Genomic DNA, 20,701 nt, shown 5'->3' on the forward strand with positions numbered 1-20,701 from the left:
TCATATTTTATCTTCTAAGCATATCCTTGGCCGTTTTTATAATGTTTTCGATGGTAATGCCGTTGATTTCCAGCAGCTTCTCATAAGGAGCTGATTCTCCAAACCGGTCCTGCACTCCGATTCGTTTGACTCGGCCCCTCCCTTCTTCCGCTGCTACTTCACATATAGCACTTCCCAGTCCATTCAGGATGTTGTGATCCTCTACAGTCACGATATTGCCGATATCCAGACACTCTACCACGGCTTCTCTATCCAAAGGCTTGATTGTATGCATGTCTAAAAGTGTTGCATAAATCCCTTGCTCTTCCAGCTGTTTGACCGCTTCTAAGGCAAGATATACTGTATCGCCATTCGCAATGATTGCGATATCTTTTCCGTGCTTTAATCGTTTGGCTTTTCCAATGATAAATTCTTCATTTTCGTCGTAAATAACCGGCACTGCGTCTCGAGTAAAACGCAGATACATTGGGCCGTACGTATTCGCTGCCCGCCTGATCAGTTTTCTAGTTGAGTGGTAGTCAGCACCCATGATCACAGTCATATTTGGGAATGATCTTAAGACGCCCATATCCTCAATCGCCTGGTGGCTCCCGCCATCGTTTCCCGGCGTTAGTCCGCCGTGTGAGCAGGCGATTTTCACATTCAAATTTGGATAGCAAACTTCTTGGCGAATTTGTTCCGCCATGCGCAGCGAACCGAAGACGGCATAAGTGCTTACAAATGGGATTTTACCTGTTGTCGCCAAACCTGCTGCCAGGCCGGCGCCGTTCTGTTCCGCAATCCCGACGTTCACATGCTGATGGGGGAGCTGTTTTATGAATTCTCCTGTTTTGCATGACTTGCCGATATCGATATCGATTACGTAAATATTTTTATTTTCTTTTCCCAAATGAACGATTTCATCACCGAAAGCTTCCCGCGTCGCTTTTTTCGTGATTAATGCTTTTTCGGTTTGGCTCATGATCTTAAACCTCCTGCCAGTTCCTCTAATGCTTGTTCGTATTCTTTCTCCTTTGGCGCTACTCCGTGCCATGAGCAGATATTTTCCATGTAAGACACGCCTTTGCCTTTAATCGTGTCTGCTACAATGCATTTCGGCTTTCCATTTTTCGTTTTTGTTACGATGTCTAAAGTCTCTACAATCTCTTCCATCGAGTGTCCATCAATTCGCTTTGTTTCAAAACCAAATACTTCGAACTTTTTCTCGATGTCTTGAAGTGGCATTACTTCATCACAGAATCCATCAATTTGCAGACGGTTATTGTCGACAAAAACAATTAAGTTATCAAGGCTGTATTTCACTGCTGTTTGAACCGCTTCCCAAATTTGTCCTTCTTGGCATTCTCCGTCACCTACCATAGCGAACACCCGGTAATCTTTGTCGTCCCGTTTTCCTGCAAGCGCCATACCGACACCGCAGGAAAGCCCTTGGCCTAGTGAGCCAGTTGAAATATCGATCCCTGGACATTTCTTCATATCAGGATGCCCTTGAAAAGGCGAGCCGTACTGCCTTAATTTGTATACGCTTTCATAAGGGACAAAGCCTCGCAGCGCTAAAGCAGCGTATTGAATAGGCGCCACATGGCCTTTCGATAAGACAAAACGGTCCCGGTCTTCCCACTTGGGATTTTTGGGATCTATTTTCATTTCTTTAAAATAAAGGGCTGTGATGATATCAGCAGCAGATAATGAACCTCCTGGATGCCCGGACTGCGCTTCGTAAATCATTGTTACCGCTGTTTTCCTAAGCTCAATGGCTTTCTCTTGGAGTTCCGCAATACTTATTTCTTTCACTCCGATCACCTCAGTCATTATTAAGATAGAAACACGAATACTCAGTTACTTGTTCACTTGTATTACAAGTAACTTATGAGAACACTATACAACTCCTGAAAGCGTTTGTCTACCGTTTTTTGAAAATTTAAAATTAAATGGATTAAAGCTCAAATACTTAACATCTAGCTTGGTTCCATTTCAGATTGTCATAAGCACACTACGCCAGTGTCAACTGGTTATTACCCTTAAGATCTTTTTTGAGCAAATCCACTCAATTAATAGAAAGAACCACACCCTCATATCAAAATAGCTAGATCAATGTACTAAATCGGAAAAGATGAGATGTTACATGTGAAGGGAGTAAAAGTATGAAGAGGCTTGGAATGTCTATAACCAGGCCTCTTTTTTCTTTGTATCTTGGGCTGGGTAACGGCGCTGCTTCTGCTAACCTCTTACCGCGAAAGATTATTCAGTCTCATAAACGCTTCCAGCACATTAAATATGATACAAACACACCAATCCAACAATTTCCATTTCTCTATTTAGCTTTTTTATGTGTGAGGAATAGACTTGGAATGAAGATGGTGGCAAGGATAACTGCAGAAACTAAGAACCCGGCATGGTAACCTTTTAAGTCATTCGCAATCGTTGGTTGTAACCCTTGCATGACAGTTGCGACTACAGTGGCGATAACAGCCGTACCAAAGCTCGAACCGAGATTTTCAATAATATGAATACCAACACCTGCTTCTGGAAGTTGTTTGCTGCCAAGTCCTGTATAAGCATCACTCGTCAATGGAAGCATAATTCCTCCAAAACTGGTCCCACGGATGAATAATATGATGGAAATCCAAATCATACTCGTTTTATCGGTGATAAAGATAAGTGGAATAGACCCGATAAGCGAAAGAACAAGACTGGCCATAACGACGTATTTCGCACCGATCCGATCAATCATTTTTCCAATCATTGGCCGAGTAACAAGCATCCCGACTCCTTGGGGGATTAATGCTAGCGCGGCTTCGATTGCCGTGAAATGACGGAAGTTTTGAAAGAACAATGGAAGTATTAACATGGGTCCCATGACGGCAATATTCGCTAATAATAACCCGACGCTGGATGCTAAGAAGTTTTTGTGTGCAAACAAATTTATGGGGAGTACGGTTTGATTTTTTCTGATTCGGTTATATACGATGTAAATTACAGCTAAAGCGAGGCCGATGCCCGCCCATAGGATTGTTTCGCTATTGTTAAATGATGCATGGTCCGCTGCTTTCGTAATTCCGTATATCATTGCTGCACTCATTAAGGATAAATTGATAATTCCAAAAATATCAAGTTTGCTATTTTTGTTGAATGGCTCAAAGTCTGGAAGAGTTTTCATCATCAGTGGTGCAGCAATCAAAACGATGAACACGTTGATGAAGAAAATCCAATGCCATGATGTAGCTTGGACGATGAAGCCCCCGATTACAGGTCCTAAGATTGGGCCCAAAATCATTGGTGTGCTGACAATAGCCATCACCTTTCCTATATGTTCTCGGCCTGCTGTTTTAACCAATAGCGTTGACATAAGCGGGGTAATAATTCCAGCGCTAAACCCTTGAAGTAAACGGAATAAGATAAAGCTAGAAATATTCCAACTAACCCCAGCGAAAACAGAAGTTACACCAAAGGCGATGACTGCACCGATTAAGATTTTCTTTCCGTTAAATTTGTTCATAAGCCATCCGGATACAGGAACTGCAATAGCAAGGGCTAAAACATAACCTGTAATGGACCATTGAATGGTATCCAACGTCGTGCTGAAATCTTTATTTAATTTGTCAATGGCGATGTTTACCATAGTTGAATCAAGCATTGGGGCAATTGCTCCAAGTGCAATTGCCCAGGCAGCCGAGAGAATTTCTTTCGATAAGCCTGATTTCTTTATTTGATCTTTTGACATATTATTCTCCTCTCAGAAACCATTTAGTTTCCTTGTCAACAAAAAGATATCATCATATTGTTTCCTTGTCAACAAAAATAAGAATAAAAAAAGACAGCTCATTCACAATAGAGTTGGGCTGTCTATGATTTCTGTATTCTATTTTTCCGATCTAATTAACAGCTATTCCCTGTTTCTTTATTTCAGTATCCAAATGCCTGCTGTACTTTTCCACGAAGCTAAGCATACTGTCAAATTGTTCCTCGGTAACTTGTTCAAAAACGACTTTGTCCCGTTCTCGAAACTCTTTATGGAGTTCCTCATGGATGTTATAAATTACTTTTCCTTGCGCAGTAAGCTTAAAATAAATTTCTTTTTTATTATCCGGCTTCTGGTAGCTTTCAATAAGATCTTTTTTTATCAGTTTCTTAGTTAATTTACTTATGGCACCTCTCGTCATATAAAGGGACTCCGCAAGTTTTCTCACATTGCTATCAGCATTTTTCCCAATGGATTCAATACAATGTACTTCAGAAGGTTTGTACCCCTTCAAACTTTCTTCCATCTTAGACTTATTAAGCAACACCATCTTGTTAAATAAGTCTCTGAAATTCAATATGAGTTGTTCTTCTTTGTTCATGGCCTGCCCTCCCACCAGTTGGTGCACTAGCCATATTATATTCATTTTTTGTTTCTATTTCAACAAAATGAGAAAATCATAACTAGTAACATCAGGGCAGTCCCTTGACTTTTAATTGGATGCTGTCGGGCTTATAGACCACCTTTATTTTGTTAGAACTCACCGTCGGCGGAGAGAAGAAACGCAAAAAACTAAAGAGGACAAAAAGCTGCTGGCGAAGGGTCAGCAGCTAATACAGGGGCATATAAACATTTCATTCCATACTTTATGATAAAAAAGCACCATACTTCATAGAATAATCCTCATTTAATGAGCCATCATCTCATGGGCAATATCATGTCCACCCATTTTTGACGGGTAGTAGGTAGGCCAGTTTTTGACTTCATCAAGTAAAGCTTCACGGTCGTCCCCCCAATAGAGATGGTAATGACTAGCTTTAGTCGGGTAAATACTATGATCACTAAACTGAATATACTGAGGCAGCCCTTCTGCTTTTTTAGCTAGTTTGAATATGTATCTTACCCCTCTATTGCCCGCATCATAGGTTAGAATTTCGTATCCGTCATACGTATACTTACCAGAATATTCTTTTCCATTTTTGAAGAACGTTACAGTATCTTTCTGGATTACAATACGGTCAACATCTGTTTGATAGCCCTTTTTATAATACTCTTTATATTCTTCAGCTGTCTTGCCGCCTTCGTGTTCTGATTTATATGAAAACACTTCGTCAAGAGTACCATCTTGCAGGTATGGATATACAGATTGCCAATCTCCTTCCCAATCAGAAAGTAAGCGATCCTTTACTTGGCTGTTTTTAAAATAGCCTTCATATATTTTTTCTGTTTCTTCATCATGCGCATGACTATGATCGTGAGAATGTTCGTGTATATGCCTGTCAGATGTTTGCTCTTGCGTTTTGGAAGAGTCTTCTTCAACTGCTGAGGAGGATGTTGTTTGATTAGACTCACCTGCAGAAGAACCGGAAGTCTGACATCCTGCCAAAACTAGTAATGAACCAATCGTTAATATGCCTAGCGGCTTTGAAAATAAAATGTTCATTCCAACACTCCTTTTTTATTAAATCGAAAACGTTACGATTTATATTATACATACATCTCTTACAAACATCAAAGGGAAAATGCTCTTCATGCGGATGGCCTATTTTAAAGGAATAACTGACTTTGTTCATCAGTTATTCCTTTAAAATACGAAAGTCTACGATATTTCCATATCGATCCGCTTCAATATGACAGCACCCCTCAAGCAGCTGTTTTAATTTTCTCCGTCCGCGTTGTACCCTTGATTTTGCTCCCGAGTAAGAAATGCCGAGCTTTTCACTCAACTCTTTTTGTGATAACCCCTGGAATTCAGTTAACTCGAGAGCCTCTCGATACTTTTCAGGCAACCGTTTGATGGTCGATCGAATACACACAGTTGCTTCCTTGGTGAAATTTTCTTCCTCTGCACTGTCATTAAAATGTAGAACATCAGGCAATATTTCGCTTGTTTTTTTTGTACGGTAAAAATCAATAATCGTATTTCTAGTGATCCGATAAATCCAGCTGTCGATCTTTTGTTCATCGATCAGATTTGGGAGATGCACTTGTATTTTCATAAATACGATTTGCAAGAGGTCATCAACGATAGATTGATCGTTAACCCTATGTGAAATATATGTTTTTAACGGCTGATGAAATTGATCCCATAGATCCTCTATATTCATTTGAAAAAACCTCCTATAATTTTGCGTCTGCTTTACATTTGCTTCGTCTTTTTAATCGTAACAAAGAGCGAAACAATTGTTGAATCAATTGTATTGCAGCTGTTGCAAAAAATAATGATAAAGGAGAGGTTTGTTGTGGAGTATACCTATTTAGGGAGAACAGGATTGCGGGTGAGCCGTTTATGTTTAGGCACGATGAATTTTGGAGTTGATACAGACGAAAAGACTGCGTTCCGTATCATGGATGAAGCGCTTGATAACGGCATTCAATTTTTTGATACTGCCAATATTTACGGCTGGGGCAAAAACGCAGGATTGACAGAGAGCATCATTGGAAAATGGTTTGCACAAGGAGGACAGCGCCGCGAGAAAGTTGTTCTGGCGACAAAAGTATATGAACCGATTTCTGATCCGAATGACGGACCAAATGATATGAGGGGCTTGTCTCTATACAAAATCAGACGTCATCTGGAAGGATCACTGAAGCGGCTTCAGACAGATCATATCGAATTGTACCAAATGCATCATATCGATAGGCGGACACCGTGGGATGAGATATGGGAAGCTTTTCAGACTCAGGTTCGCTCCGGCAAAGTAGACTATATTGGATCCAGTAATTTTGCAGGCTGGCATTTAGTTAAAGCGCAAGCTGAAGCTGAAAAACGGCGATTCATGGGACTCGTCACTGAACAGCATAAGTATAGTTTATTAGAACGAACAGCTGAGATGGAAGTGCTGCCGGCTGCACGGGATCTTGGTTTAGGAGTAGTGGCGTGGAGTCCCCTTGCAGGAGGGCTTCTTGGCGGGAAGGCATTGAAAAGCAATGCCGGAATTCGTACAGCAAAAAGAGCAGATTTAATTGAAAAACATCGTTTGCAACTCGAGAAATTTTCAGATTTATGCAAAGAACTAGGAGAAAAAGAAGCAAATGTGGCTTTGGCATGGGTGCTGGCGAATCCAGTTTTAACTGCGCCGATCATTGGACCACGAACGGTTGAGCAGCTGCGTGATACGATAAAAGCCGTTGAAATCAGTCTGGATAAGGAGATTCTCCGCATGTTAAATGATATCTTTCCCGGACCTGGAGGAGAGACACCTGAGGCATACGCCTGGTGATACATTCATTACTCAATACTGACATTTTTCTTATATATTTATACTGAACTATCATATTAGGAAAGACAAGAGCTTGTTTGTCTCTTGTCTTTTCCACATCATGCTGAAAATGCTGGCTAAACATCGACAAAAACGCTGCCGCTTCTAAAAAAGAACCCTAAACAATAGAGTAACTGGAAAGACAACTGGCTTGATCAGCTTGGGACCCCTTTCAGCTGTATTTAAATCAATCAAACTAATGATTCATTGGCAGTCTAAATATTATTATTGTTTCTTTACAAAATAGTAATAGCCCCTGTAATTATTGCTAACAACGTAATAACTAATGATGTAATTACAGCCCACTTAACGGCAAACCTTTGAAATGATCCCAAGTCAATTTTAAGCATGCTTACTAACAGTAGTGTTGACGCAACTAATGGACTCATCAGATGAACCGGCTGCCCCATTATAGAAGCCCTTGCTATTTCTACTGGTTCTATACCATATGCTGAGGCAGCTTCTGCAAAGATAGGTACCATACCAAAGTAATATGCATCATTTGATAAAACAAAAGTAAACGGAATGCTAGTGAGTGCTACAATAATGGGGAAAAACTCTCCCATTGATGAGGGGATGATGGATACCAATGATCCTGCTATGGCATCCACCATCTTTGTCCCGGATAATATACCAGCAAATACTCCTGCTGAAAATACCAATAATACCACGGTTATGGCATTACCAGAATGCTCGGCGATTCGCTCCTTCTGCATTTTTACATTCGGATAATTTATAGTAAGGGCAAGAACAAAACCAATTAAAAATAAAACTGACGGATGCTTAGTTCCAAGCACAATAAACACCATGATACTTATAACGAGGAATAAATTAAGATATATTAAGCGTGGCCTTTTCAATTGTTCGCTCTCCAAAGTAGCAGCCATATAAGATTGAGAGCTGTCCTTTGTTATATAACTAGGCTCTAATTGAACGATGCCTATTCGATTCCTCTCTTTCCTTCCCATTAGAAAAGCCAGAAATATCACACAAGCAATACCTCCAAGCATGGTCGGAAGTAATGGCACAAAGAAATCTGAAGGATCCAAACCCAGCACTGAAATCGCTCTTGTAGCTGGTCCGCCCCATGGAGTCATTCCGCTAACGATACTCAACGACAGCATTGCTAATGTCGCCATAACCATGGGATTCATACCAATTCTTTTATACAAAGGTAACATTGCTGAGACTGTTATCATATAGGTTGTTGTACCGTCCCCATCTAAAGCGATAAGCATTGCCAAGACGGCAGACCCTATCGCTATTTTCACAGGGTCTCCCTTTACTATAGATAAAATTTTTTCTATTAGCGGATCAAATAAACCTGCATCAATTAAAATTCCGAAAAAAAGAATAGCAAACAATAGCAATGCCGCTGAACTTGCAACTGTTTGAATTCCTTCTAAAATCATGTCGCCAATATCCTTACCAAAACCTCCAATAAGAGCAAAAACAATGGGAGTGATGGTCAAGGCAACAATTGGCGAGACTTTCTTTGTCATTATTAATATTGTAAAAACAGTTACCATCGAAAAACCTAAAATAGTAAGCATATTACACCTCCAAGAATGCGCTTTCAAATGACTTTTGATTAACATATCTTATACGGTGTAATAAGTTAAATAAATATTTTTTTACTGTGTTCCAAAAAAAATTCTATCATAACTTTAAATGGTTACCATTTGTTCACCCTTTAAAAAATCAATGAATGCTTTAACGAGTTTGATTCCTAATGATTTTTGATCGTACATTAGCCAAGTATCTCTCATTAGAGGCTTACCCTTAGCATTATACAGTTCCATTGTGTACAAATGATCAGATTCCTGCAGGCAAATTTCTGGTGCTATGGAGTAACCAAGACCATGCTTTACCATCTCTTTGCAAGTCTCTTGTCGATCCACTTCCATTGCAATAATGGGGGCTTGTTTTAGATTCGTATGCATCCAATCTTCTATAATCGTTTTTAAAGAAGCATCAGTTTTATATTTGATAAAAGGTAAAAAAGGAAGCTGCTCTATCGTTATTGGTTTTTTTGAGATGATATGTAATTTTTCCCGTGTCAGCCGTTCCTCCACCCCTTTCCAGCGATGGCTTCCTCTCAGTATACCGACTTGTACAATACCAGCATCTAATAATTTCATGACATCTGTGCTCCAGCCTGTTTGTACACTATATTGGACATTAGGATACATAGTGGAAAATTCCCTTAATAACTTAGGGAGCTTATATTGAGCGAAATTGCTTGATACCCCCAGCCTTAGATGTCCTTGCACCTCTTTGCTTAGATTAGAAATATGATCTTTGGTATCTTGAAGTTCCTGTAGCATTCTTCTTGCATAAGCAACCAAGTGTTCTCCTTCCGCAGTAAAGGTAATTCCTTTATGCCTTTTGGTGAATAATTCAATTCCGAAAATCTCCTCAATCTTATTCAACCGATAAGTGATGGAAGGCTGTGATGTAAATAATCGTTCTGCTGTTTTTGTTACACTTTGTTCTTCGCGAAGAATTTTCAATAAAATCCAATCTTTCTCATCCATTTTCATCTTCCTTTCTAGTCCTTTTTTTGACAATTATAAAAGTTTTTTTATTGAATATTAAGAAAACTTATATTTTATTTTTATTTTTTTACCTTCTACACTGAAAAACATAAAACACTACCTTTCAGATGAGGATGATGACGATGGTCAAGACGAATGTAACAATCATGAGAGGCGGAACAAGCAAGGGAATTTTTTTCCATGAATCAGCCATGCCTAACAATAAAAACGAATGGGAGCCCTTTTTGCTTGATATCATGGGAAGTCCTGATAAAAGACAAATAGATGGTTTGGGTGGCGGCAATTCTCTTACTAGCAAAGTGGCGATAATCAAGAAAGCACATACCTCGGATATTGATGTTCACTATACTTTCGGTCAAGTCAGCATTTCAGAAGAAAAAGTGGACTTTAAGGGGAACTGCGGAAATATCTCCGCTGCTGTTGGGCCATTTGCTATCGAAGAAGGACTTGTAAAAGCGACAGAACCAATGACTGCGGTAAGGATCCTGAATACCAATACGAATAAAATGATCATTGCGGAAGTGCAAGTGGAAGACGGTCAGGTCAAATATGACGGAGATGTTACGATATCTGGAGTACCTGGATCTGGATCTCCAATCTATTTAAACTTTCATGATGCCGCTGGTTCAGTTACCGGTCATTTATTGCCTACTGGAAATAGTTCGGAGTTTTTAGATACAAGTCAAGGCCAAATAGAGGTGTCTATTATCGACTATGCAAATCCATTAGTTTTTGTGGAAGCGAGCAGTATCGGCCTGGATGGAACGGAACTTGCAGAAGAATTTACTGATCTCCAGTTGGCTCAATTTGAAGAATTAAGATCCATTGCGGCAGAGAAATGCGGCTTTGCCAGTCGATTTTCAGCTACAAAGTTATCGCCGGCTGTCCCCAAACTGGCTATAGTATCAAAACCAGAGAAATATAAGGATAGTACAGGTGCTTGGCATTCAAACGTTGAGATGGACTTACACATCAGGATGATGTCCATGCAAAAGCCACATCAAGCACTGGCTGTCACTGGAGCGATATGTACAACAAGAGCCCTTTCAGTGGAAGGTGCAATCCCTGCAAGAATAGCAAAAAACCACTCTACAAAGGTTCGGCTAGCTCATTCTTCTGGTATTATTGAAACAATGGTGGAGCCCACTGGTATAAAGATCGTCCGTACCGCACGACGTATTATGGACGGAACAGTTTATACGCATGGAGACTATCAAATGATGTAGATGGACTGTGCAAAAAGCCTCTCCCTTTCCATCGTTAATAGATGGATTGAAGGCGCCTTCTTGCACAGATCCATTGTAATCCGGCATGGCTTTAAAAAAAGCCTCTATATTGTTATTGTTTTACATGAAATCGCCAATGTCCTTTAAGGTATCTGCCTCAAGCCTGACCTAATCATTATAGAGAATTGAATACTTTTTACTGCAAATAAAAAGATACCAACATACATCATTGGTATCTTTTAGATTGAGTTCAATCCGCAGCGGTTTCTTGTCCTTACTGCTTATTTGATTACGAAATTACCGTACTCGTTTGAACGAACATGAATCGGTCCGTTTAAATTGTAGTTGTTCTCCTTGGCGATAGATCGAAGCACGTCCACACGGGCAACTGATTCTCTCCATTCGTCACTGGTGTCATGATTGGCCGGATTCATCAGATCGTCATAGCGTACGTCCAAGAATTTATTTAACCACTTCTTCTCTTCTATTCCGTCTTTAGGTGATCCGCCCGCTTTTTTGTTCGTACGTTTAATCAAGGCATAAAAAGAGTCAGGGTCATCACCATCGCCATGTTGAATAACCGTATCGTACATCACAGCTCTAGCCAATGCTGTTTTTAGTCCGGCATTGTCCGATCGTTTCATAGCAGGCTGATAATACAAATGGTCATTTACTTTGTCTTGAGCGGCGCGAAATTCCTTATCATTTGCAAGCGACTTCCAGGCAGAAGCGAATCCCTTGAGATTGCTTGTATCATCGCTTTCTTCCTTGGCCAGACGGCGCAATTCAGGCAGATACTTTTTCAGTTTGTTATTCGGAACTGCCTTTGTGTATACTTCCACTACTTCCAATGCATCCCCGGTAGCCGTTGTAAAGCCTGCCCGTCCGCATGTATAGCCTCGCCCGTCATCCAATCGCTCTACATATCCATATTGGATCTCCGTTGTGCCGTTTTCAAAGATACTTGTCAGCTGTTCCGCCCGGCGCTTTTGATCTTTATTCAGTCCCGCCGCAAAAACCGTTTCGCTCATCATCAGGGTAAAAAACATAGTGAAAACAAGTAATGAGATCGCTGCTTTTTGCATACTGATTTTCATTGCACTTCCCCTTTCTAAATATTGTAAATACAAACTCAGTATACATGAAGAGACTGCCCTATTGTTGAAAATACATCAATTTGTCAATATTTTGAATCTAAAGTAATATAGCTTGAATCTTACTCTTTTCATTGCCAATCAGCCTTAGCCCCTCTCACTGGGAAGGTCCCTTGATTTTCATACTGCTTCAACTTTCATTAACAAGATGCCATAAGGCTTTACTCTATTTTATAATGGAAGTGATCATCGAAAATCGTTAGGGAGGTGATGTAAATGGCAAGCAAGGTGAGAATGCCAGATTCCGCAACGTCCCATGCAAAGCCTATTATTGGGAAGGCGATACTTTGCATGGGGTAGACTTTCTAAAAGATCGCCCTAGTAAGCTTTTCTGATATAGTGGCTTTGCACCTTATTTAACATAAAAAATAAGGAGCTGGCAGAAATGGCATATGTAAAAGCAACCGCTATTTTACCTGAAAAGCTGATATCGGAAATTCAAAAGTATGTTCAAGGAAAAACAATATATATCCCTAAATCTGAATCCTCTCATCAAAAATGGGGTGCGTGTTCAGGAACAAGAAAGCTGATCGATGACAGAAACGCTTCTATTAAAAAAGCATTTAAAAACGGCAAAACCATTCATAATTTATCTGATGAATATCACCTCTCTATTGAAACAATAAAAAAAATTGTCTACTCTAAATAAACAAAACGGAAGCACTGATGAAATATAATCAGTGCTTTTTTTATGGCGAGTTTGTTTCTTAGTTATTTCCTGCATATGAACATTTTGGCCAATTGTGTAAAGTTAAAGGAGATGAGAAGAAAGGAAGGTCCTACAAATGACGATAAACAATGGAACGTTGCAAGTACCTGGAGCGAACATCCACTATAAAGTGCGTGGCTCAGGTCCCATCATTCTTTTGGTCCACGGCGGAGGCGGTGATGCCGACAAGTTCCATCATATTGCCAATCATCTGGCTAACAGGTACACGGTTGTTACTTATGATCGCCGCGGCCATTCCCGCAGCAATCTCGCCAATCAGATTGAGGATTACCGTGTGGAAACACACAGTGACGATGCTCACCGTCTTCTAGCCAAAATCACCAATAAGCCGGCATACGTATTTGGAAGCAGCTCCGGGGCTGTTATCGGGCTTGATCTGTGCATACGCCATCCCGAACAAGTACATGTCATGATCCCACACGAACCAATCTTATTGCAGCTTCTGCATGGAAATGAGCTGAAACAAGCCGAGCAATTTATGGAAGACCTTAAGAAAAATCATCGAAGTGAAGTCATTAAGTTAATGTCAAGATTAGAGACAGACGAACAATCAAATGCTGTGCTGACAAAGCGGCTTCTCGGCAATTCAACGTATTTCACTGAGTATGAAATTCAAGGAATTCTCAACTATACATTAGATTTCGAAGCATTAAAAACAGTGTTTACATCTTCACCGATGAAGGTACTCCCAGCTGGCGGAAGTGCTTCTCGGGAGCTTTTTCCTTATCGTTGCGCGAACGCCCTAGCGGAACAATTGAAAACAGAATTGGTTGAATTCCCCGGAAATCATACGGGGTACACAATATACCATAAAGAATTTTCTGAGAGGTTACACGACATGTTAGAAAAAGAAAAGAAACATACGTGTTAAGGATTAATTAAAATTTTCATAATAGGACAGGTAAAACTAACTATGGAATTAGAGAAGATTTCACGAAGCGTAAAAAGAACTTTTCACTAACGAGAACGCAATGTGAGATGTTTAACCAAAGTGATATTAGGAATTTCATCGAAAAATAGGTTTGTACATTACGTTCTCCTATTGATTATTTCCTATCTTAATTCCGTATTTATACCATTAGATACAACTCTAAAGCGGCTCGTTATTTTGTCCTCAACAACAACCAGTGTCTAACATCATGAATCTCTTTTGAAAATCACCACAAATGCAGATATGGAAGACTTCATCGCAACAAAAACCATACCAACAACAATAGTTGGTATGGTTCGTCCTAGATAGGCCCTTAAGAAGAGATTCTATTGTACGGAGTATTTAGCTAATTGCATTTGTAACCGACAGGGCCGTCTGATCCTGTGTACACATATGTGTCAGACACATATCCAATATTCACGACACCCCGGGAATCTTTCCACTGGATTTGGTCCCAGATATTACTCGTTCCATACTTCCCTGTAACAGTCGTTCCATAAGCGTAACAATAATAAGGAACACGGGAGCCGCTCGGAATGGAAAGCATAATAGGATAATTTGTACCAGGACCGCTGCGCATATTGACAGGCGCACCGCTGCTTGTTGAGACAGTAAAGTATTGAACGGCAAGTGCCTGACTGGAAAAAATAAATAATGATGCAATCATAACGGTTAACATACTCAGCATTTTCAGTTTAGTCAATGTCATCCCTCTTTCTTCAATTCCTTCATTTTAAAAAACGATAGAACATAGGCTACCAGCTGCATTTAGGAACAACCGGACCGTCTGAGCCTGTATACATATATGTATCAGAGACAAATCCAGGAACGATCTCCCCGCTGGCAAGCGTCCGCTCTGTGTAATTCCAAATATTACTCGTTCCATACTTTCCAGTTACAGTTGTACCGGTTTTGTAGCAATAGATCGGGATGCGGGTTCCGCTCGGAATGGTCGTTACAATTCCCCAACTTGTACCTGGGCCGCTGCGCATGTTGACAGGAGCACCGCTGCTTGTTGAAACCGTATAATACTGAGCCGCAAGTGCATGGTTAGAAAAAATGAACACAGATGCAATCATCACCGTTAGCATACTTAGCCTCTTTAACTTATTCACCTTATACCCTCCCCTTATAAATGCCGTACATTTGACTTTCTTACATCCAGTTAAGGATTTACTTTCAGATACCATGCCCCCTCCCCTCCCATATATTTATCAATGTACCATAAACTAGATCTTTCAAAAGTGGAATTATTCCTATGTTTTCGACAATTAAGGATACAAAATAAATGGTAGTCAGGCTTGATATTGATGGTGTGTTACATTTGGCTCTTAATCATTTGTCCAGTCGGTAATCACGATTGACAATCAGGAAAAAGGACATGGATCAAGCGGCTTCGTTTCCACCAATTAACTCAATCAGTGTACTGCTTCCTTGTATCCACGCTTCTTCTCGATTCATAGATACTCCACCTTTTTCACCAATCAAAAACGGACACCATACAAATCAGCGTAAATGCTGCAAGTTCAGTGTCCGCAACCTATTATGACTTTGCTTTCTTTTACCAGGGCGTATAAAAATGATTAGGTACGTTATCAAACGTTATTCTATGATTTTGCGAGTCGAAAAATCATAACATTTTATATATTTCAATTAGATTATGATCTGGATCTCTGAAGTGAGCAACTCGGGCACTCCATTCCTTGCGATCATGCGGTTTATTCTCACATTTAACTCCTTTTTCGTGTAAATCGTCATACGTTTTATCAACATCTTCTACCTTAAACTGAAGCAAAAATTTTGATTGAGCTTCTCCTTCCAAGGACTTTTTTTCCTCTCCAACGATTTCAGCCATCGTTTCTCGAGATAAAAGCTCTATTTTCGTTTCCCCATTATCAAAGAGTGCATATTCCATTTCATTCTCTAACCAACTTATTGGAAGTCCTAATGAATCTTTATAAAACTCGACGCTTTTCTTAAAATCATTCACCAACAGTCTAATTTGTAACAGCTTCATATCGAGTGCCTCCTATAAAACCATACTTTTACTGGTCATCCAATTTAATGATACCAAAGAAACCTGACAGCACTATGTCAAGTTTCCATACTTCACCCTTATTTCAGATTTAAGTGCAGTTTAGTCCATGTCATAAGAACGAGCAAAAACAGCGATTCTTAAAACAAAAAATGACACCGAGTGTATTTTCTGTATGCTTCAACTTCATTTCGGGAAATGTAACGTTGATAAAAGGAGGTTACATCAATATGGATCATCAAACATTGGCAGCTCATGAGGCTGTTGACTTACATGAAATCGTGAACTTTAAAACACTTTGTATAGCGAAATCAAAGTTAATGCAAGGGCTTGTGTTTGACCAAGAACTGAAGGACTTGATGGAAAAAGATGTACAGCAATCCATTCAAGACCTTACTGAATTACAAGCGGTTTATGAGCGTGCCTCATTTCAGGCCCCTGTCCCTCAAAGCCGCCCAACGCCAATCATCAATTGAAAGGAAGGTAAGCCTCTTTGAATAATGATCATTTAGACCCCATTAATTCGCTGAATGTGCCTGAACTAGCAGACACTACATTCGCGATGGATTTTCTTATACGAGCTAAGGAAGGCGTAAGGAATACTGCTGTAGCTTTGACAGAAACCGCTTCACCAGATGTAAGAGCACTGCTTCGGAAACAGCTGATGCAAGGAATTGCGATGCACCAAGAGATTACGGAACTGATGATCAGCAAAAAGTGGTTCCATCCATATGAGCTGAGCGAACAGTATAAGCTGGATCAGCTCTCTGCAAAAAACACGATCATGGTCGGCAATATGAACCTCTTTCCTGATGAAACAAATCGCAAAGGGATGTTTGACCGGACACCTGATGAACACTAACACTGGAGGTTTTACAGCATGAAGGCAGTAACGTATCAAGGCATTAAAAATGTTGTTGTCAAAGATGTCCCCGATCCAAAGATTGAAAAATCCGATGACATGATTATCAAAGTCACCAGTACAGCCATTTGCGGATCAGATTTACACTTAATCCATGGATTGATTCCTAATCTCCATGAAGACTATGTCATCGGCCATGAACCGATGGGTATTGTTGAAGAAGTTGGGCCAGGGGTTACAAAGGTCAAAAAAGGTGACCGCGTCATTATCCCTTTTACGATCGCCTGCGGTGAATGTTTTTTTTGTAAAAACCAACTGGAAAGCCAATGTGATCAGTCTAATGACAATGGGGAAATGGGTGCTTATTTCGGCTATTCAGGGCAAACTGGCGGTTATCCAGGCGGGCAAGCGGAATATTTAAGAGTGCCGTTTGCGAATTTTACCCATTTTAAAATCCCTGAATCTTGTGAGGAACCCGATGAGAAATTAAGCGTGATTGCCGATGCCATGACCACCGGCTTTTGGAGTGTGGATAATGCCGGCGTAAAAAAAGGCGATACAGTTATCGTTCTCGGCTGCGGACCAGTCGGCCTGTTTGCTCAAAAGTTTTGTTGGCTAAAAGGCGCAAAACGCGTCATAGCAGTTGACTATGTAAACTATCGCTTACAGCATGCGAAACGTACAAACAAAGTAGAAATCGTTAATTTTGAAGACCATGAGAATACAGGGAATTATTTAAAGGAAATCACGAAAGGCGGAGCGGATGTAGTCATTGACGCTGTTGGGATGGATGGTAAAATGAGCGATCTCGAGTTCCTTGCCAGCGGATTAAAACTTCATGGCGGAACTATGAGTGCATTGGTCATTGCCTCTCAAGCTGTACGCAAAGGAGGAACCATACAAATTACAGGTGTGTACGGAGGCAGATATAACGGTTTTCCGCTAGGAGATATCATGCAGCGAAACATCAATATACGCTCTGGACAGGCTCCTGTGATCCACTATATGCCGTACATGTTTGAACTAGTATCAACGGGCAAAATTGACCCGGGAGATGTTGTCAGCCATGTCCTGCCGCTTAGTGAAGCCAAGCATGGCTATGACATTTTTGATTCAAAAATGGATGATTGTATCAAAGTTGTGTTAAAGCCTTAAAAAACGGAGGTTACAGAAATGGAATACGCCTTACACGAAGTGCTTGAGGTTCAGGAAATGACTTCATTTAAGACACTTTGTTTGACGAAATCTAAAACAATGAAAGCACTGGTATCTGATCCGAAGCTGAAAGAAATCATGCAGCAAGATGTTGATATCACCACACGCCAGCTGCAGGAATTTGCCTCTATTTTATCTAATGCAAAGCACGAATGAGGAGATGAATAAATCATGAATCCTATCATAGAATATCTGACTGGCATGAATGTTCTAACAGACCAAATCATTGCTATGGACTTATTAATTTCAGCAAAAAACGGAGTCAGAAATTATGCGATGGCAGCCACTGAAGCCGGAACGCCTGAAGTAAAAGAAGTCCTTATCCGCCATTTGGAAGAAGCACTCGATATGCACGAACAACTCTCGAGCTATATGATGGAAAAAGGCTGGTACCATCCTTGGAACCCTGACGAACAAGTCAAGCTGAATTTAAAAAATATTGATACAGCCATTCAATTGCCAACCCTTTAACATACAATGACTGATTTGCTGAGGAACAGTATTGATTGGCCACAACTGTTCCTCAGCTTCAAAATGAGCACTGTTTGTTCGGGTCCTATGACCGTAAATAGATTAACCGCTTTTCTCCATCTGATCTCCGATAATGTTTGCAAATTCTCCAATCCAAATAAGGAATCGTAACCACCTCTTTTTATGCGATCTCTTGATGGAGAAAACAGGCCAGAATCAAAATCCTTCGTTTTAACCTGCTCTCTTCAAACGCAAGGAATGCTACCTTCTTTGCTCCACTGATCCGTGAAGACTTTCCGTTTTAGGCCTGCTTTTGAGCTTTGCCTCGTTTTCGCGCAATTTCCCATCATAATCTTTAATTTTTGTGTCTAATCTTTTAATTGTTTCATCAATTTCTTTCCGCTTCTCTATCAGCCGCTGTCGTTCGTCAGCCAGGATATTTTTTCGAGCTTCTACTGTACGGTCACCTTCGGTAAATAATGTTGTATATTCAATTAGCGCTTCTATCGATAGTCCCGCATTTCGCATGCATTTAATGAATTCAATCCATTTGATATCTTCTTCATCATAGTCGCGAATGCCGCTGTCTTTTCGTTTTACAGGCGGGATTAATCCTACACGTTCGTAATATCGGAGTGTTGCGGCTGTCAGGCCAAACTGCTTTGCCACCTGAGCAATATTCATGATCTTCACCTCTCTATCCTGTATGTTGTGAAGGTAACACTTAAAGTTAACTTTAAGTCAAGCTCAAAACAAGTGGTTAGCTGCTGAATCTGGGTTTATATATTCGGGACTTGCCTTAAAGCACACTTTAAACTCTATACTTCTCCATGCAATAAAAACAGGTTAGATGGAGGGATTGCTGAATGGCAAATAAACAAACTGCCGGAAGAGAACAATTAGGAGAATTTACGCCAAAGTTTGCTGAACTTCATGATGATGTTCTATTCGGTGGCATTTGGGCAAGAGAGGAACAACTTTCACCCCGGGATCGCAGCATGATTACAGCTTCTGCATTAATTGCTGACTGTATCTCACCTTATAAATCAGGTTCATTTTAAATGGTTTTTTAAAAAAACCCTTGCCTTAAAGCAGACTTTAAGGTTTATCGTTATGTTGAAGACACCATAAAACATAAATAAGTGCATGTTTTTATTTACAACACTTATGATGAAGAAAGGATAGGTTCATATGTGTAATCAACATCAAACCCGTGTATTAAGCGTGTCACATGCAAAAGCCAAATTTGAACAAACGACGATTGAGCGAAGAGAATTACGGCCGCACGATGTCTTAATCGATATTAAATTCAGCGGTATTTGCCATTCAGACATTCATAGTGCTTTTGATGAATGGGGCGGTGGCATCTTCCCAATGGTGCCTGGACATGAAATAGCCGGTGTTGTAACAGCCGTTGGAACAGAAGTCACCAAGTTTGCTGTCGGAGACCGCGTTGGTGTCGGCTGTTTTGTTGACTCTTGCGGAGAATGCGAATACTGTCTCAACGGAGAGGAACAATTCTGCACGAAGGGTGTTGTTCAAACGTATAACTCAGTAGACTACGACGGAAACCCCACTTATGGCGGGTACAGCCAAAAAATCGTTGTCACTGACAGATTTGTTGTTCGAATCCCAGATCGTTTGGAAATGGATGTTGCCAGTCCGCTGTTGTGTGCAGGTATCACAACATATTCTCCGCTGAAACACTGGAATGTTGGCCCTGGTAAAAAGGTTGCGATTGTAGGCGTGGGTGGCCTTGGACATTTGGCGATTCAATTTGCACATGCGATGGGTGCAGAGGTAACCGTTCTGAGCCGCTCCATGAATAAGAAAGAGGAAGCTCTGGAACTCGGGGCAAATCATTACTTTGCAACAAGTGACCCAGCCACATTCACTGCATTGGCCGGGCGTTTTGACGTGATCTTAAATACGGTATCGGCAAATCTCGATGTAGATGCCTATTTATCATTGCTTCGTATAGACGGGACACTTGTAAACGTTGGAGCTCCTGCCAAGCCGGACACATACAGTGTGTTTTCCCTAATCATGGGGCGCCGCAGCATTGCAGGTTCTCTAGTCGGCGGAATTCAAGAAACTCAAGAGATGCTGGATTTCGCAGCTGAGCATGGCATCGAACCTAAAATCGAAGTCATCGGAGCTGACCAAGTGGACGAAGCATACGAACGTATCCTCCGAAGCGATGTCCGTTATCGATTTGTGATTGATATTTCCACATTGTAATAGGTTAGTCCTTATATGGGGCTGACCCGCTTTTATTGAAACTCACGAAAAACG

The 20,701-nt window shown here is 40.6% G+C and carries 25 protein-coding genes; 11 read left to right on the forward strand and 14 right to left on the reverse strand.

The genetic code is table 11. The annotated features are described in order from the left end of the window. Positions 1-7 precede the first annotated feature (7 nt). The 6 genes from KXZ66_RS13790 to sigZ form a co-directional block, all read right to left on the reverse strand. Positions 8-961 (reverse strand): transketolase family protein, encoded by a 954-nt coding sequence (locus KXZ66_RS13790; RefSeq protein ID WP_049141103.1) that lies wholly within the window; start codon positions 959-961, stop codon positions 8-10. Next, positions 958-1,794: a transketolase gene (locus KXZ66_RS13795; RefSeq protein ID WP_014664745.1), complete on the reverse strand. Its 837-nt coding sequence runs from the start codon at positions 1,792-1,794 to the stop codon at positions 958-960. Before KXZ66_RS13795 ends, KXZ66_RS13790 begins: the two co-directional genes overlap by 4 nt. A 520-nt stretch (positions 1,795-2,314) precedes the next feature. Beyond that, entirely contained in the window at positions 2,315-3,724 is a 1,410-nt protein-coding gene (locus KXZ66_RS13800) for an MDR family MFS transporter (RefSeq protein ID WP_049141101.1), read from the reverse strand. A gap of 151 nt (positions 3,725-3,875) precedes the next feature. Continuing rightward, positions 3,876-4,343: a MarR family winged helix-turn-helix transcriptional regulator gene (locus tag KXZ66_RS13805; protein ID WP_049141100.1), complete on the reverse strand. Its 468-nt coding sequence runs from the start codon at positions 4,341-4,343 to the stop codon at positions 3,876-3,878. Positions 4,344-4,649: 306 nt separating this feature from the next. Continuing rightward, positions 4,650-5,405: a metal-binding protein ZinT gene (locus KXZ66_RS13810; RefSeq protein ID WP_049141099.1), complete on the reverse strand. Its 756-nt coding sequence runs from the start codon at positions 5,403-5,405 to the stop codon at positions 4,650-4,652. A gap of 133 nt (positions 5,406-5,538) precedes the next feature. Continuing rightward, positions 5,539-6,069: an RNA polymerase sigma factor SigZ gene (sigZ, locus tag KXZ66_RS13815; protein ID WP_021480181.1), complete on the reverse strand. Its 531-nt coding sequence runs from the start codon at positions 6,067-6,069 to the stop codon at positions 5,539-5,541. Between the two features lie 135 nt (positions 6,070-6,204). On the opposite strand from sigZ, the gene KXZ66_RS13820 reads away from it, so the two are divergent. Then, a complete protein-coding gene (locus tag KXZ66_RS13820) occupies positions 6,205-7,185 on the forward strand; it encodes an aldo/keto reductase (protein ID WP_049141098.1) in 981 nt (326 codons plus the stop codon). Between the two features lie 275 nt (positions 7,186-7,460). On the opposite strand, the gene KXZ66_RS13825 is transcribed toward KXZ66_RS13820, so the two are convergent. Continuing rightward, the gene (locus KXZ66_RS13825) at positions 7,461-8,777 is read right to left on the reverse strand and encodes a citrate:proton symporter (protein WP_151870135.1); all 1,317 of its coding nucleotides are present in this window, start codon (positions 8,775-8,777) and stop codon (positions 7,461-7,463) included. 114 nt (positions 8,778-8,891) lie between these two features. After that, complete coding sequence (locus tag KXZ66_RS13830) at positions 8,892-9,761, reverse strand: LysR family transcriptional regulator (protein ID WP_015714390.1); 870 nt, start codon at positions 9,759-9,761, stop codon at positions 8,892-8,894. A gap of 143 nt (positions 9,762-9,904) precedes the next feature. Between KXZ66_RS13830 and KXZ66_RS13835 the strand changes: the two genes are divergently transcribed. Beyond that, entirely contained in the window at positions 9,905-11,008 is a 1,104-nt protein-coding gene (locus tag KXZ66_RS13835; protein WP_015714391.1) for a 2-methylaconitate cis-trans isomerase PrpF family protein, read from the forward strand. Positions 11,009-11,289: 281 nt separating this feature from the next. Here the strand turns inward: KXZ66_RS13835 and csn are convergent, their stop codons facing one another. After that, on the reverse strand, positions 11,290-12,105 hold the full coding sequence (gene csn, locus KXZ66_RS13840) for a chitosanase (RefSeq protein ID WP_151870134.1): 816 nt from the start codon (positions 12,103-12,105) through the stop codon (positions 11,290-11,292). A gap of 442 nt (positions 12,106-12,547) precedes the next feature. Between csn and KXZ66_RS13845 the strand changes: the two genes are divergently transcribed. Together KXZ66_RS13845 and KXZ66_RS13850 are read left to right on the forward strand one after the other, a co-directional pair. Further along, positions 12,548-12,811 (forward strand): CD3324 family protein, encoded by a 264-nt coding sequence (locus KXZ66_RS13845; protein WP_032726262.1) that lies wholly within the window; start codon positions 12,548-12,550, stop codon positions 12,809-12,811. Between the two features lie 136 nt (positions 12,812-12,947). After that, entirely contained in the window at positions 12,948-13,763 is an 816-nt protein-coding gene (locus tag KXZ66_RS13850; protein ID WP_070547575.1) for an alpha/beta hydrolase, read from the forward strand. 406 nt (positions 13,764-14,169) lie between these two features. Here the strand turns inward: KXZ66_RS13850 and KXZ66_RS13855 are convergent, their stop codons facing one another. The 4 genes from KXZ66_RS13855 to KXZ66_RS13870 form a co-directional block, all read right to left on the reverse strand. Continuing rightward, positions 14,170-14,526 (reverse strand): SH3 domain-containing protein, encoded by a 357-nt coding sequence (locus KXZ66_RS13855; protein ID WP_004398671.1) that lies wholly within the window; start codon positions 14,524-14,526, stop codon positions 14,170-14,172. A 52-nt stretch (positions 14,527-14,578) separates the two neighbouring features. Beyond that, positions 14,579-14,938, reverse strand: coding sequence for an SH3 domain-containing protein (locus tag KXZ66_RS13860; protein WP_151870133.1), 360 nt, complete (start codon positions 14,936-14,938; stop codon positions 14,579-14,581). A 271-nt stretch (positions 14,939-15,209) separates the two neighbouring features. Further along, positions 15,210-15,311, reverse strand: coding sequence for a hypothetical protein (locus KXZ66_RS13865; protein WP_119123071.1), 102 nt, complete (start codon positions 15,309-15,311; stop codon positions 15,210-15,212). Positions 15,312-15,453: 142 nt separating this feature from the next. Beyond that, positions 15,454-15,840, reverse strand: coding sequence for a VOC family protein (locus KXZ66_RS13870; RefSeq protein WP_004398984.1), 387 nt, complete (start codon positions 15,838-15,840; stop codon positions 15,454-15,456). Between the two features lie 248 nt (positions 15,841-16,088). Here KXZ66_RS13870 and KXZ66_RS13875 point away from each other — a divergent pair, with 248 nt between their 5' ends. From KXZ66_RS13875 to KXZ66_RS13895, 5 genes are read left to right on the forward strand one after another with little or no spacing between them, the layout of a single operon-like run. After that, a complete protein-coding gene (locus KXZ66_RS13875; protein ID WP_003229845.1) occupies positions 16,089-16,334 on the forward strand; it encodes a spore coat protein F-like protein YraG in 246 nt (81 codons plus the stop codon). Between the two features lie 17 nt (positions 16,335-16,351). Continuing rightward, on the forward strand, positions 16,352-16,720 hold the full coding sequence (locus tag KXZ66_RS13880) for a spore coat protein (RefSeq protein WP_009967868.1): 369 nt from the start codon (positions 16,352-16,354) through the stop codon (positions 16,718-16,720). An 18-nt stretch (positions 16,721-16,738) separates the two neighbouring features. Beyond that, the gene (locus tag KXZ66_RS13885; protein WP_014477471.1) at positions 16,739-17,875 is read left to right on the forward strand and encodes a zinc-dependent alcohol dehydrogenase; all 1,137 of its coding nucleotides are present in this window, start codon (positions 16,739-16,741) and stop codon (positions 17,873-17,875) included. An 18-nt stretch (positions 17,876-17,893) separates the two neighbouring features. Then, a complete protein-coding gene (locus KXZ66_RS13890) occupies positions 17,894-18,091 on the forward strand; it encodes a hypothetical protein (RefSeq protein WP_021480190.1) in 198 nt (65 codons plus the stop codon). A gap of 15 nt (positions 18,092-18,106) precedes the next feature. Further along, positions 18,107-18,406, forward strand: a complete 300-nt coding sequence (locus KXZ66_RS13895; protein WP_003246006.1) for a spore coat protein — start codon at positions 18,107-18,109, stop codon at positions 18,404-18,406. A 261-nt stretch (positions 18,407-18,667) separates the two neighbouring features. On the opposite strand, the gene adhR is transcribed toward KXZ66_RS13895, so the two are convergent. Beyond that, positions 18,668-19,090: an aldehyde stress transcriptional regulator AdhR gene (gene adhR / locus KXZ66_RS13900; protein WP_004398725.1), complete on the reverse strand. Its 423-nt coding sequence runs from the start codon at positions 19,088-19,090 to the stop codon at positions 18,668-18,670. 182 nt (positions 19,091-19,272) lie between these two features. Here adhR and KXZ66_RS13905 point away from each other — a divergent pair, with 182 nt between their 5' ends. Both KXZ66_RS13905 and adhA read left to right on the forward strand, forming a co-directional pair. Further along, positions 19,273-19,467, forward strand: coding sequence for a carboxymuconolactone decarboxylase family protein (locus tag KXZ66_RS13905; protein ID WP_041850119.1), 195 nt, complete (start codon positions 19,273-19,275; stop codon positions 19,465-19,467). A 130-nt stretch (positions 19,468-19,597) separates the two neighbouring features. After that, entirely contained in the window at positions 19,598-20,647 is a 1,050-nt protein-coding gene (gene adhA / locus KXZ66_RS13910; RefSeq protein WP_049141093.1) for an NAD(P)-dependent alcohol dehydrogenase, read from the forward strand. Positions 20,648-20,701 lie beyond the last annotated feature (54 nt).

Source organism: Bacillus sp. LJBS17, from assembly GCF_019334685.1.
Taxonomy (GTDB): Bacteria; Bacillota; Bacilli; order Bacillales; family Bacillaceae; genus Bacillus; species Bacillus subtilis.